The sequence below is a fragment of the Bacteroidales bacterium genome, assembly GCA_035299085.1.
Taxonomy (GTDB): domain Bacteria; phylum Bacteroidota; class Bacteroidia; order Bacteroidales; family UBA10428; genus UBA5072.
In genome coordinates, this window is the sequence record DATGXG010000048.1 from 216,455 (window position 1) to 230,971 (window position 14,517).

14 protein-coding genes are annotated in these 14,517 nt (G+C 41.6%); 4 read left to right on the forward strand and 10 right to left on the reverse strand.

All coding sequences use genetic code 11. The annotated features are described in order from the left end of the window. From VK179_16705 to VK179_16740, 8 genes are all read right to left on the reverse strand, one after another. Positions 1 to 426 carry an acyl-CoA thioesterase gene (locus VK179_16705; protein ID HLO60394.1) on the reverse strand — a complete coding sequence of 142 codons (426 nt, stop codon included), beginning with the start codon at positions 424 to 426 and terminating at the stop codon, positions 1 to 3. 96 nt (positions 427 to 522) lie between these two features. Next, entirely contained in the window at positions 523 to 1,116 is a 594-nt protein-coding gene (locus VK179_16710) for a hypothetical protein (protein HLO60395.1), read from the reverse strand. A gap of 565 nt (positions 1,117 to 1,681) precedes the next feature. Continuing rightward, entirely contained in the window at positions 1,682 to 3,259 is a 1,578-nt protein-coding gene (locus tag VK179_16715; protein ID HLO60396.1) for a carboxylesterase/lipase family protein, read from the reverse strand. 38 nt (positions 3,260 to 3,297) lie between these two features. Further along, the gene (locus VK179_16720; GenBank protein HLO60397.1) at positions 3,298 to 4,764 is read right to left on the reverse strand and encodes a nitrilase-related carbon-nitrogen hydrolase; all 1,467 of its coding nucleotides are present in this window, start codon (positions 4,762 to 4,764) and stop codon (positions 3,298 to 3,300) included. 244 nt (positions 4,765 to 5,008) lie between these two features. Then, a complete protein-coding gene (locus VK179_16725; GenBank protein HLO60398.1) occupies positions 5,009 to 5,908 on the reverse strand; it encodes a hypothetical protein in 900 nt (299 codons plus the stop codon). 243 nt (positions 5,909 to 6,151) lie between these two features. Further along, positions 6,152 to 6,601, reverse strand: coding sequence for a DUF4440 domain-containing protein (locus VK179_16730; GenBank protein HLO60399.1), 450 nt, complete (start codon positions 6,599 to 6,601; stop codon positions 6,152 to 6,154). A gap of 46 nt (positions 6,602 to 6,647) precedes the next feature. Beyond that, entirely contained in the window at positions 6,648 to 7,196 is a 549-nt protein-coding gene (locus VK179_16735) for a hypothetical protein (GenBank protein ID HLO60400.1), read from the reverse strand. A 157-nt stretch (positions 7,197 to 7,353) separates the two neighbouring features. Then, positions 7,354 to 7,968 (reverse strand): DedA family protein, encoded by a 615-nt coding sequence (locus VK179_16740; GenBank protein HLO60401.1) that lies wholly within the window; start codon positions 7,966 to 7,968, stop codon positions 7,354 to 7,356. 136 nt (positions 7,969 to 8,104) lie between these two features. Here VK179_16740 and VK179_16745 point away from each other — a divergent pair, with 136 nt between their 5' ends. Genes VK179_16745 through VK179_16760 form a run of 4 tightly spaced genes read left to right on the forward strand, consistent with a single transcriptional unit; the run spans position 8,105 to position 11,266 of the window. Next, positions 8,105 to 8,635, forward strand: coding sequence for an RNA polymerase sigma factor (locus VK179_16745; protein ID HLO60402.1), 531 nt, complete (start codon positions 8,105 to 8,107; stop codon positions 8,633 to 8,635). 10 nt (positions 8,636 to 8,645) lie between these two features. Next, complete coding sequence (locus tag VK179_16750; GenBank protein HLO60403.1) at positions 8,646 to 9,344, forward strand: HEAT repeat domain-containing protein; 699 nt, start codon at positions 8,646 to 8,648, stop codon at positions 9,342 to 9,344. Then, positions 9,341 to 10,123, forward strand: coding sequence for a DUF4097 family beta strand repeat-containing protein (locus VK179_16755; GenBank protein ID HLO60404.1), 783 nt, complete (start codon positions 9,341 to 9,343; stop codon positions 10,121 to 10,123). The genes VK179_16750 and VK179_16755 overlap by 4 nt, the downstream gene beginning before the upstream one ends. 48 nt (positions 10,124 to 10,171) lie before the next feature. Continuing rightward, a complete protein-coding gene (locus tag VK179_16760) occupies positions 10,172 to 11,266 on the forward strand; it encodes a hypothetical protein (GenBank protein HLO60405.1) in 1,095 nt (364 codons plus the stop codon). A gap of 108 nt (positions 11,267 to 11,374) precedes the next feature. On the opposite strand, the gene VK179_16765 is transcribed toward VK179_16760, so the two are convergent. Continuing rightward, the gene (locus VK179_16765) at positions 11,375 to 13,810 is read right to left on the reverse strand and encodes a glycoside hydrolase family 2 TIM barrel-domain containing protein (protein ID HLO60406.1); all 2,436 of its coding nucleotides are present in this window, start codon (positions 13,808 to 13,810) and stop codon (positions 11,375 to 11,377) included. A gap of 18 nt (positions 13,811 to 13,828) precedes the next feature. Continuing rightward, the coding region (locus VK179_16770; GenBank protein ID HLO60407.1) for a T9SS type A sorting domain-containing protein at positions 13,829 to 14,517 on the reverse strand (689 nt) is incomplete at its 5' end.

Genomic DNA, 14,517 nt, shown 5'->3' on the forward strand with positions numbered 1-14,517 from the left:
TTAAATCAGTTTATGTTTTTTCTTCCATTCAAGAAAAAACGGGGGAAAATCAAGTAGCAATTCCATGTCGGTATTAAGGAAAACCTGCACCGATGAACCCGTTGCCACCACCTCATCCGTATCATTCCTGTAAATCACATAGTCATATAGAAGCTTGGCCGCATCCGAATTGACAAACCGGGTTTCAATAACTGCCGTATCTCCGTATCTCAAAGGTTTCTTGTAATCACAGTTAATCTTAACAATGGGAATCATAAATCCCCTGCTGTAAAAATCCTGGTAATTAACCTGGTACAGGTTACCAAAGGCTTCACGGCCATCTTCGAAGTACTTTATATAGTTGCCGTGCCACACCACACCCATTGAATCCACATCACTGAATCTCACCTGGCTTTTGGTGCGACAAACTAGTTTTTCAGAACTCATAAATGCTCAAAAATTAAAACCCCGTTGCGGTTAAACAACGGGGGATAAATATAATTAAAACCTGACAGAGTCTGAAGGACCTGTAAGAGTTTTAATTTATTTGCCTTTCAGCCATATCTTCATGATATTAAATACTGATCCTGCCCAGTAATTCCTGAACCCGATTCCCACCGCTTTAACTTCAAATCTCTCCGAATCAATGATTTCCTTGGTGTCCTGGTTAAAGAATACCACGTAGTAACTTCCGGTTTGTTTCACCTTGTGCAGATCTTCAGCAACAAATATCAAACCCAGTCCCGATTTGCCCTTTGTATTGTATTTCGAAATAACGGCCTTAACATCTTCAGGAGTGATCGTATGCTCATCGCTGATAACAAGTGAACCCGGATCAATTTTCGAATTCCTTTCATTAACCTGGTCAATATCAAAAGCAACATCTACCTTATTGAACCATTTCTTCAGATCGAATTTTTCAGGTTCAGCCTGGATAAGCTGGTTGATCGATTTCAGGTATTGGTTGACAATAACCGTAGGGTCTTCGGTTACCAATGTAAATTTAGCCTTTGTAAAATCAATGCCATACCAGGTGATGGCCTTTTCATCTTTTGCCTGTTGTTTGTTTTGGGAAAACAAAGCAGAAGAAACGCAAAATGCCAGTGAAATCAATGCGAATAATAGTTTAGTCTTCATAAGTTTATGGTTTGTGATTGAAGAACGAAATTAATAAATATGATCGTCATTGCGAGGAGCTTGAATAATTTATGATGATTGCAATATGATTTTGCGACGAAGCAATCTGCCCGAACAGGCACACCCATACTAAGACTGATGAATAATTTTCATTCTTTGTATACTCTCCTGGCTAAGTACTTCCTGTGCCGGCAGATTGCTTCGTCGCAATAATTTCCTTTTATAATCATTGTTCTGTCTGGCTCCTACTAATGACGACTTTTAGTAATTCGTTGTATGCTAATGAATAACCCTGAAAGGGTTCAATTTGAATAACCGCGCGTGAAACCCGTGGTCCGGTGCTACGATCACGAACACAACTCTGAAAGAGTTGAATAATGCATAATTAAAATTGAACCCTTTCTGGGTTCTTGTCTGCTGGCATCATAATCCACGGGGTTCACCCGCGGTTATTCAGATCTCGCTACTTCGTAGCTATTCGTGAAAGCCCATGGTTGTCATATCATTGGATGATCCTTAATAAGGTGTTCTTACTCGCAATGACGGACTTATCCAGTATCCAGCATCACTTCCCCCTCTTCCACTCATAATACTCATCAATCATCTTTACATTATCCCAGTTCGGATAATCGATGGCCTGTGGAACGCCTTTAAGAAGCATGGCCCGGGGATTTTTCGGATTAAAAACAGGCCATTGAGGCAGGTTGACCCCGTTTGGATTCCCTGTTTTCACAAAATTGGTATAATATTCAACCATCATTTGAGAAAGCTTCCTGTCCTCGTCAGTGTATTTTATTTTCGGGTCCAGGTCAAGATGGTTGAAAACGTATGCCAGGTCAGAACCGTGATAGGGTTTGTTCGATTTAAAAAGCATGGTGGCTGGGGATGGCGGCAGTGTCTGATCGAAATAATACACATATACAGGAGCTTTTCCGTATTCATTTTGCAATGTTGCCCATTTATACGCGTACCATCCGAAGTATGAATCCCTTAGCAAATCGGCAGCGGATCGCCTGATGCTGTCGGATGTACTGCCAACAGGATACGTTTGCAGGATTTTATCCTTATAAGCAGTGCCAAACCGGTTTTGAAGATAAGCCGGGTAATCCTCCGGTTTCAGTCCGAGAATAAACAAAGTTCCTTCATCGGAAGTGCTGCCTATCAATGCAGGGACATCGGAAAACTTTCCTGACTTGTACACATTCTGAACTTCATCTGGTATAACAAATCCATCGATAACCGGCCAGTATGAAAATCCTGCTGTACCAGTCGTCTGTGAAGCAATCAATTTAGCAGGGTCAATGGCTCTCAACTCAGCCAATGATGTGGCACCCGTTTTCTTCTGAAATTCAAGTCCGTCCTGCTCGGCTCCTTTAAGAATTTCAACGGTTTCCTCTTCTTTTTTCATTGAAGCATAACCGAAATAACCTCCGCTGGCGGAAATTAATTTTTGAAACAGTCCTTTTGCAAGCGGAGAAGCGGCGAGGATATTCACCGATTGTCCGCCTGCTGATTCGCCAAAAATGGTAACGGAACCCGGATCGCCTCCGAAAGCCTGAATATTGTCGTGTACCCACTGAAGTGCGGCTACCTGGTCGAGAATACCGTAATTTCCAGAGACGTGCTTATCAGATTCGGCTGACAATTCAGGATGCGAAAGAAAACCAAGTGCACCCAGACGGTAAGCAATGCTGACAACAATAATACCTTTAGCTGCCAGCTTTTCACCATCGAGGGCAGGTTGTGAAGCAGTACCGATTGTGAATCCTCCGCCATGGATCCAAACCAGGACAGGAATTTTACCTGAGTTGGATTCGGCAGGCTTCCAGATGTTCAGGTACAGGCAATCTTCGGAAGTTCCATACCTGAGATCGGAAATACCGGGATAAACCGGCTGCGGACAGGCCGGGGCAAAATGGTCGGCTTTAAACACGTCGGCATGCTTGTTGGGGGGTCGTGGCGGTCGCCACCTAAGATCGCCTGTAGGGGGTGTGGCAAAAGGAATGCCTTTATATACGATTAAACCGTTTTCAACGACACCTTCAACAGGGCCCTGTTGGGTGTTGACAAGGGTTGAGGGGGCCTGGCAAAAAGAATGAGAGCAAATCAGCAGCGCCAGGAAAAAAGAAAATGAGGTTTTCATATATTGTTATTCATTGTTACCCGTTCAGATTACAATATTTATATTAAACCTTGCGTAGAGACGCGATTCATCGCGTCTTTGTCAGAACGTCGTTTGAACACGGCTGTTATAACAAATAAAACAGCACCCATAACCGTAACCCATCCCAACCAATCACCGAACCGTGAATACAGTGTATCAACCCTTTCAGGATGAATGGATGCATTCAGGATAACCGGGATGCCGCTTTCACAGCTCGCTTCCGAAGTCACCCGTCCATATGGATCGCTGACGGTTAATCTTCCTGTGCGGGCTGTACGTATTTCGGAGAATCCGTTCTCAACGCCTCTCATAATCGCCATTCGGGAATGAAGCCACCCGTCTACACTGAAATCCCATGCCGGAACACACAGGAATGACACCTTGTCCCTCCCATATTGGCTTATATAACCGGGATAATCCAGGTCCTTACAAATTGCAACGCCGGACTGAATACCACCAACACTGAACACTGCGGTTTTATTTCCGGGTTGAAACTGACTTTCAAGTCCCTTAACCAAATGAATCTTATCATAATCAGCAATAACATCTCCGTTATCATCGATCACCAAAGCTGAATTTCCTGGTTTATCGTTTTTATAATTACTATACCCTGTAATAATCGTAATCCGTCGTGTAATTGCAATGTTGCTCAGAATGGCAAAAATCGCAGAATCTATTTCCCTGTTTATATTCAGCGCTCTTTCGGGTAAAACAACCAGTTTTACATCAGGTGTGGCATATTTTGCTATTGCAGCAGCATAATTTTCAGCATGCTTTATTTCATACTGGTTTTCCTTTAATTCGAATTTATGGCTCTCTTCATTAAGGACAATTAACGAGACAGGTATCGATTTGCCAGGGGTATGGCTGGATAAACGAATCAATCCAAAAATAAAGACCATACCAATCAGGCTGATTCCTGTCAAAAGGAGAGGAATGAGTTCCTTTTTGTTTTTTCGCAGAATAAACAAGAGGGCCAGAAATGAGGCGATGAAACTTACAATAAATGTTATTCCCGATAAGCCGGAGACGGACGCAATCTGGATTATGGGAAGGAAATCAGCCTGGGTATAGGCAATGCTTGCTGCCGTTCCATCATAGGAAAACCTTGAAAATAACAATTCATAGGCTGTGATGAAGATGGGGAAGGCAAACACGGCATACCATGCTTGAACTTTGATCACCACAAACCGTGTAAGCAAAACAATCAATGCAAAAACCACGGTCAGCATAGTGACCACAATGAGTGCAGGCACCGGGGGCATAACACTTCCAAGGTAACCGAGCCATCCAAGCCGTCCCAGGAATGCTGCAATAAATGAAACAAGGAATGCCTTGCCGGCCCCTGAATTAAATGACAGAACAAGAATGGGGACAGGAGCTATCCATTGAAGGAAATATAATCTCCCCGACAAACCGTCAGAAAAATAGAAAGCCAGGGCGGACACAAGGATGCATAAAATTATAACCAGGATCTTCTTCATTGAATTAACTATTTAGAAAACAATTCATCGTCATTCTATTTTTGTGGGATGGTTATAATGTATTCTGAAATATGAATATAGGAATAATAATTGTGAATAATTTGATCATGATAATTAGGCTGCCAGAAGAAATCAGGGGCCATTTTACGGGCATTAATGGTACAGATACGTTAATATTGGTTGATTATAACACCTAATGTGGACGGTTTCCATTTTTGTGATGCGGCAACACCATACAGTATTTTTAGAATGTAATGAATTCGTATGATTTATATTTCACTTTTTTTCCCTTAAATACTGCAGGAACCAGTTTAGGATAGTAGCTTAATATTGACACCAGGTCATTTTCAATGTTTGCTTTGTTTTCACCTAGTTCGACTTCCGGCCATGTGCCTATATATTCTGCTTTTAAAAGGTTCCCTTTTTCTGATACTATAATTTCAAAAACAATACTTAAAGCTTCGAGATTATATCCAGTTTTAATATTCTGGTACTTGGCTCTAAGTACTGCCTCTCCCCTTTGTCTCATGTTAACGTATTCAGTTTCGCGCTGACAATTGGCAGGAAAAGTTGCCCATGTAAATACTTTCATCGTGTCAACCATTACATAAGCTCCAATAATATCTGTGGTTCTGGCGGAAAGATTAACTAAACTATTATCGCACCCATAATCTGTAGTAAACCTCTCTCCTCTGTATCCTTTGGCATGATATATACCGGTAATATTATTTGTGTATTTATCGGTTCTGATCACTTCTAAATAGCGATAATCGTAAGAGTCAGTTTTATTAAACTTCCTGTCATAAAAAATGGTATCAACATTTTTGCAGCAATGCTTATGGAACAACTGCGTAGCTTCGACATCGTAATATCGGTTTGCAGCAACGTTCAGGTCTTCACAAGCACCTAGAGTATCCTTCTCATATAATCGTGCTGCTGCCCTGTTGAAATATACGTTTTCATCTTTAAATGTGCATAATGCCATTGTAAGGAGGGAATCTGCGATTTTAAAATTTCCGGCACGTATTTGGTTTGTTCCGGTTTCAAATAGTTCTGAACCTTCTTTATTCTGAAAGTTTATTTGCGAAAATAAAGGGCAGCACATAAACATTAGCAAGCTGCAACTATACAACGATATTTTCATACAAGTCAGGTTTAATAGTTATGTGAATTGACAAGAACTGTTGGTCATATCGATTTCCGATAAAATAAATGAGTTTCCGACTACTTTGATTTGACGGCAATTGTTTGGGTTAATACGAATATATAAAAAATTCTGCCTCATGATTATTTTTAAACCACGAGGTCAGTAATACATGGCAGTCTTGTTTTTCTCTCTCTGATTTCGTTGATTTATGGCTGGGTAATACAAGGGTTGAGGTTGGAATTATGGTTTATCAACCACAACCCGCCATGTCCCATTATTTTGTTTTTTCCACACAAGAACATTGACACCTTTTTGTTCAATTCTTTTACCTGAATCGGGAGTATAATAACCACCCCATGGAACCACTGTATAGCCAATATCACCTGATTTTGCTACCTGCACATCCTGTATTGAACCGCTGATATAAAATCCCGGAAGTGCAAAACCACCTCCATAATTGGCTTTTATTTCTTCTATTCCATTATGAACGCCGGATGTAGGACTGATGAAAAGTGCTGCAGAATCATAATATGTTACAAAAAGATCCACATTTTTTTGATTAAGCGCTTTCAGAAGGCTGTCGGTTGTCTGCCGCAGCAATAAAACTTCCTTTTCCGGATCTGGTTTTGGTGTGCAGGATGCAATTGAGATTATTGCAGACAATAACAGGAGCAGAATTTGTTTATTCATTTGATGGGTTGATAGTTATTCAGGAAATTCGAAAGTAAGAGTAAAACTATTCCCTGCCAGTTGTTGGAACTGATTCGTCAACTGTTTCAAAGCTGATTTCATCAAACCAGACTTGTCCGGTACCGGCCAATAAAACACCGTATGCCAGGTTTATTGCGGTTTGAGGAACATCCAGAACAATCTCATACTTTTTCCAATCATTAGTTCCGGTGATCGATCGGTCTGTTTTACCGTCATGCATGTTATCAAAACTCAGTACTTCATAAGGTTCTTTTTTATCCACCCTGAGCCATAGTCCGGCCCAATTGGCAACATCTGCCGTTTTCACATACCCGGTCATTCTTACCCTTTTACCTGCATACTCATTAACAGGCGTATTTTTCATAATAGTGCCGAAGCCTGTAATTTCCGGAACAATTGATTTGATAGTCATCACATTTGTATCAAGCCGCTTCATATCGATATCAATATCCATGAAGTAGTTTTGAGGTTGGGTACCGGCTACAAACCAGTTGTCGGGAAGGTCAAACGAAATCAGGGTCATTGTCAGAATGACAAGCAACCATTTTGCTTGAAATGATTTCTGGGTTTTCATAGTATATGATTTAAAAGAACGTTTGCGGAAGAAACAGGAAGTAAAACATTGAAATTTACGATAAAAAGCAATTCGGTTTAATATATTTAGCTTAAAATTTCACCATACCCAACACCTAACACCCGGCATCCAGTATCCTGTATCCAGCATCCGGCATCTATTCCGACTTTTTTCCTTTTGAAAAAAACATTTTCAATACAGGAAATGAGGCTACAATTATAAAAATCAACAATATATAAACTGAATACTGCATAACATCCGGGTATGCTTTGCCAATAAAGAAACCCAACGGTACCAGCGTACAAACCCAAGTGACAGCTCCCAGAAAATTAAAAAGCAGAAACCTCCTAAACGTATATTCAGATGCCCCGGCTATCATGGGTACCAGAGTACGTACAACGGGCATAAACCTGCCCATGATAAAGGCCAGGACTCCATAACGGGTATAAAACCTGCTACCGCGTTCAAGGTATTCTTTTTTAAAGAATCGTGATTTATTATCCACAAACAACTTGGAGCCCAGCCATTTTCCTTTGAAATACCCTGTTAGATCACCAAGGAAAGATGCTATTACCATCAAAAGCAGCAATAAAACCAATGGCATTTCGAGGTACCGGGTTCCGCAAAACATTCCGGCAGCGAACAATAAATAATCGCCGCCCGGTAAAACAAATCCAAGGAAAAATCCGGTTTCTATATATACAACTGCCAGGATAAGGAGCAACCCTCCATATTCAATAAGATGGTGAGCATTGAAAATTGAATCTGCCATTAATGATTTTTATGTGATAACAACAACATAACGACTTTTGTTTAGGCAACCATCAGGCATTCATCCTGTTAAAATTTCATTATTAAATAGTAACTTTTCTTATAATTCGTAGTCTTTATAAAAATAGCATTAACGCTTGGACGACAAAGCCCTGATGGCGGCAGTGATTGCAGGAGACCCGGAAAAACTGGGGATTTTGTACGAGAGGTATAAAATGCCTCTTTATTCCTATTTTTACAAGTTCACAGGCGGAAATAAGCATTCGAGTGAGGACCTTGTTCAGACTGTATTTTACCGGGTGCTCAAATATAAAGAACAGTACAGGGGCACCGGCACATTTGTGGGCTGGCTGTTTACGATTGCCCATAATACGGGTATCGACTTTCATAAAGCAGAGAACCGGAAACCTAAAGCTTCAGCTGATCTTCGGGAAATAAAGGTATATGCTGATTCATTGCAGCGTGATGAGGAGTCCGCTTTATTGCTGAAAGCCCTGGGAAAGTTAAAACCCGACGATAAGGAAGTGCTTATTCTGAGTAAAATGGAATGCCTTAAATACAGTGAAATAGCTGTGATCATGAATTGTAACGAAAACGCAATCAAGGCAAGGGTGTTAAGGGCGCTGAACCGCCTTAAACAGATATACCTGAAACTCGAAAATGCATAATGGTGCTGTTATGAAAAAAGAAAAAAACAAGTCAGTATCTCCTGGTGATCTTCACGATAAAATAGGGAATATCCCTGTTCCTGAACCATCAGGTTTAATGGACGCAAAATTCAGGCTTCTCATTAAGGAAGAAAAGAAAAGACTGATGAAGCCGGAACTGATTTCCGAATTGAAGACGACACATCCTGCCGGCTATTATGTATTACGGATAGCTGCGGGTGTAGCCTTATTTCTTTCAGGATGGTTTACATCTACTGTAATTGGTACAAACAACAGGCAACAATTAACTTCACTGGGTAATGAAGTAAATATGCTTAGAGAAACGCTGGTTTTGGCGATGGTGCAGCAGAACTCGAGTGTAGAAAGAATAAAAGCAGTTCAGATGTCAAGTCAGTTGGGAGGTGATGAAAAAATAATTGAAAGCCTTCTCGATTTACTCACTTCTGATGAAAATGACAATGTGAGACTAATGGCCCTTGAAGAACTCATTAAATATGCCGATCAAACAGAAGTACGTGAAGGTTTGGTAAACTGCATTGCCAAACAAACGTCGCCGCTGGTGCAAATCAGGCTTGCCGAAATCATGATGAATATTCATGAAACAAGGTCGGTTCCTGAGTTTCAAAAAATACTACAGAATATTAACCTGAATTATACCGTAAAGAATAAAATTGATGAAACGCTGCACTCATTAACTGAAAACGTATGAATACTGCTGTATACAAGGGAATGCTCAGCCTGTTTTTTTTCATGATGCTGTTTGACAAGGGATTGGCCCAGCGTGATCAGATGATCATCAGTTTGTCTGATCCGGCTGCGCGAGGTATGCTTACTTTTTCAAATCCGAAAGGTTCGGTTAAGATTACCGGGTATTCTGGCAATACATTGATTATTGCAGCGACGACGCGTTTTAATTCCGGATCGGATAACGAAAAGACCGGAAGCAGCTTGTTTTCTGCCAGTGAAAAGAGCAACACGGTTACTATTTACAGAACTGAAAGCAACCGGACAATCGATTTTGATCTTAAGATACCCATTAACTTCTCACTGAAAGTAAGTTCACGTGATAATGGCAATGTAGAAATCATCAATATAAATGGAGACATTGAGGCCTCAAACACACAGGGAGATGTCATTCTTAAAAGCATTTCCGGATCGGCCGTAATAAACTCGGTGAATGGCAGCATATCCGCATCGTTCTTAAAAACTAATGCCGGTACACCCATGATGTTAACATCTCTTGAGGGAAGCATTGAACTTTTCCTGCCAGAAAAAACGAATGCTGAACTGAAAATGAGAAGTCAGCATGGAAATATATTTTCTGACTTTACGATTAAACCCATCCACAATACGGGGCAGTCTGCCGGATATAAAATGAATCCGGATGTAGGCTGGACTTCAGGAAAACTGAATAACGGAGGCCCCGAATATATGATCAGCACATATAACGGAGATATTTACCTGAAAAAAACAGGCAAAACCCTGTAACTTTTGTACCCGGATCAGGTCGTTATCCTAAAATTTAAAATTAATACCATGAAAAAGCCTTTTTTGATATCAGTTTTAACTCTTCTCTGCCTTTCAAACGGTTTTTCGTTTGCACAGAATAGCATCAATGGCAAATGGGAAGTGGTTCCCGAAAAGGGAACATTGCTTTTTGAACTGAGGAAACAGTTAAATGCATCCGACAGGGATAACTGGAATATGAATGAAAACATCAGTAAAGAATCTCTTACCGGATATAATCAGGGCGACAATATAACCTTTTCCCTGCGCAGGCCTGCAGGTGAAATTCAATTCAGGGGATCGGTTCATAATGACACCGGCGAGGGATCATTTACATTCAGTCCAGATGCAGCATACGTCAAATCATTAAAAGACATGGGTTTTGATTTAACAGGCAGTGAACTGCTTCTTTTTGCCCTAAAGAACCAGACTATACAATATGTTACAACCATGAAATCGCAGGGATTTGAGGATCTGACTAAAAGCAACCTGATCGCCCTCACTGCACTTGAAGTTACAACGGATTATATACAGTCAATAAAGAAGGCCGGATACGCTGACATCCCGGTTAATCAGCTCATTGCTTTCAAGGCTCAGTCAATTACGCCGGAGTATATTTCAGGAATCAGGGAATTTGCAGGGAAAGACATATCCACCAATGAAATCATCACTTTTGCGGCTCTCGGAATTGATACAAAATACGCTTCTGAAATGAGCAAACTGGGGTATGATTTGTCAGGTGACGACTTAATCTCGTTCAAATCAATGGGAATAACTCCGCAGTACATTTCAGAAATGAAATCATCGGGAATTAAAGATCTGGATTCTGATAAGCTGATTCAGCTCAAAGCCCAGAATATAACGCCTGAATACATTAAATCGTGCAGGAAAATGGGATTTGGCGATGTCTCAACCGATGATATCGTTCAAATGAAAATATTCAATGTCGACAAGGAATATGTTGATCGGATCAAGGCAGCAGGATATCCTGATATTTCACTTGAACAGCTTATTCAGTTCAGAATATTTAAAATTGATGAAGCCTTTATTAAAAAAGCCACCGAATTTGATGGAGCAAAACCCGACGTTGACAGACTGGTTCAGTTAAAAGCGGTTGGGAAGTAACCAACCTGTTAGCATCCGAAGGACCTGGCAGCGTTGTTAATTATAAGGACCAAACGCTGACAGGTCTGTCGACGCTGTAAGGTTTTTCCCGCCAAGCGTAGTATGCAACTACGCTTTAGGTTTATCTCCAATTCCAATTACCTGAACTGCCTTTTCAAGAAATGGCGATTCAAAAGTAGCTGTAATTTCTCCTGTATCAGCCGTAGCCTGGATGTAAACCCGCAACTGGCCGTTTTTACACCGGCGGACATGATCATCCATATTTACAGAATGCCAGTTCGACGCGTTTTCAATGCCCAGTAATTTGCCCGGACCTTTAATCCTGCATGTAATTTCGTTATCGGCCAGGTTTACCAGGTTACCATCCTTATCTGTTACCGAAATGGTAAGCATGGTTACATCATTTTTACCTGCCGGGATTTCCTTAACTTCAGTACAGGTAATGGCTGCAGGATATCCTGCTGTAAAAACCATATCTTCAGATAATTTGCTGTTTCCTGAATATGCCACTGCTTTTAACATGCCCGGTTCATAAGCGATATCCCAGTAATTCACTCCCGTTTCAGCATTGCGTTTCTGTCGTTTGCCGATTACATTATTATTCATTGTAAGTTCAACTTCCTCGCAGTTCGTGAAACAAACCACCCTGATCGTATCACCTTTCTGGTAATTCCAGGATCTGGTATTATCAAACCCATTGTAAAAACGCCTTCCGGCTTTTGCCGTGCCCATATAAACCATCGGTTTCTTACTCCACAGCGATTGCCTGTAATAACCGATAGGTTTAATGTTGTTGGCCATATCGAGCAGTCCTGCAGAAGAACCCCTTGATGGCCAGGGACCTGATTCTCCCATATAATCGGCACCTGTCCATAAAAACTGGCCGAATATGAAATCGTTGTCAGCGACACTTTTCCAGGCCTGGATGTCGTGCCTGTTTTCGCTTCCATACAATACCCTTTTCGGATATTTCGCATGGTCCGTTTTATACCGGTATTCGGTGTAATTATAACCAACTACATCAAGAATCTCCGGATACGTTGTCTCATTCGACATTACAGCTCCTGCCAACGCACCGGTTACCGGCCTTGAAGTATCAAATGACCTTACTACAGCGGCCAGCACAGCGGCAATGTCCCCTATTCGTTGTGCACTGGGCTGACCGGGCTGGAATCCTGATACATGATACTGTTCGATACCCTCTTTGTCGAGTATCGTGTGAGTATAGGGATCGTTGGGGTAATCCACCTCATTTCCGATGCTCCACATAAAGACCGACGGATGATTCCTGTCGCGCAAAACCATCGATTCAACGGTTTCCCTGCCATGTTCCCTGAAATATTCTGCTTCACCCTGGAAACCCGGTTCGCCCACATTCCATCCTACAAGCCATTTTTTCTTCGGATATTCCCATTCATCAAATGCCTCATCCATCACAAGCATTCCCAGCTCATCACAAAGATCATACAGATCGGAAGATTGCGGATTATGACTCATCCGGATGGCATTGCATCCGATTTCTTTCAAGCGAAGGATTCTTTCTTTCCAAACCACTTTGGGTACAGCGGTTCCAAGTACTCCGGCATCGTGGTGCAGACAGACACCTTTAACCTTCATCCAATTATTATTCAGAGCAAAGCCTTTATCCGGATCAAATTTTAAATACCGGATGCCTACATTGACAACATTTTCGTCAACCTTTTTCCCATTTTCAGAAAGGATAGTCCTGAGTTTATAGAGGTAAGGATTGTCAATACCCCACAATTGAGGGTTCTTCAATGTCAGAGTCTGATCCTGGGTAAATTTTCCTGATTTGGATGCAGTTAATTTCCTGCTTGCTGAGGCTACCACTCTCCCCTCTTTATTGAGCAGCTCATGAATGATCTCGATGGCGCCGGACTGCGGCAATTCTTTTTTAAAATTGGTTTGTACGCGGATCAGGGCTGAATTCCCATCAACAGATTCCGAACGGTAAAACACACCCCAAAGATCGATGTGCGTGTTGTTTGCCTCCACAAGTCTCACCGGCCTGTAAATCCCGGAGCCCGTATACCATCGTGAATCCGCATCTTTGCTGTGATCAACCCTTACAGCCAGAATATTGTCCTTGCCTGCCCTGATATACGGCGTGATATCATACATAAACGAAGTGTACCCGTCATAATGTTTGCCCAGCCATACACCGTTCAGATAAACTTCGCTCTTGTTATAAACGCCTTCAAAATATAAATAGAAACGCTTACCTGATTTATCAGCCGGAACAGTGATTTTCGTGCGGTACCATCCGATTCCGCCCGGCAAAAATCCCATGCAGCTGGCATACTGGGGACTTGGTATCTGTTTCACGCTCCAATCATGCGGAACCTGCACGTTTTCCCATTTCGAATCATCAAGCAATTCATTCTCACCATATTTAACATCTCCCAGCATAAACTTCCAGTCATCAATTGTATTGGATTGTCCAAATCCCTGTGCAGAAAGTGAACCGGCTTTTAAGGCAAGGAAGAAAATTAAAATGATTCTGCTGATCTTTGTGGCTGACATGGCTTCGTTATTTGATGGTTAAGGTTTATCTTTTGCTATGATTATCTTTTTTGTTTGAGAGGACAAGTCGCCTCTTCCTGACACCAGGTACACCCCGTCAGGTAAATCAGATGCTGACAATACTGCAAGGTTCTGACCGGGTTTAATATTTTTTACCTGCAACAGGCTTCCAGAAACAGAATACAGCATAACCTGCCGGAAAGCGCCTCCCGAGCTAAACGTAGTAGTAATCTGATCTCCTGCCTGATTTAAGAAAGCATCAAATTCCGTTGTATTTGTTTCAGATATACCGGTCGGGATAACTTCAAGTCCAGCGGTATAAGTGACCACTGATCGTGCAGGTACAACCAGATTTTGCGATGACAGATCGATATCCTGTTTCAGGAGATTTGAGAAATCGTCGGTAAGAAACAGGGCCGGATTCTTTATCGTTTTTTCATTGGCAAATGCCAGTGAGACCGCCCTGGCTTCTCCTGTGAAATTCACTGCCACAAGAACCAGCTGGTTTTCCTCATCGTTTGTATAGGCTGAAAAAACAACATCCTGGTAAGTGTCTTTCAGGCTTAGTGCATCGGAACGGGTAGTTTCCACCCGTTTCATTTCGGGCCGGATAAAATGGGAGAAATTTCCAAGTGTATACAATAATTTGGTAGGGTGATACTCCCCGTTATTGTTGGCTAAGTTGGTAAACACTTCGATTAAAGCAA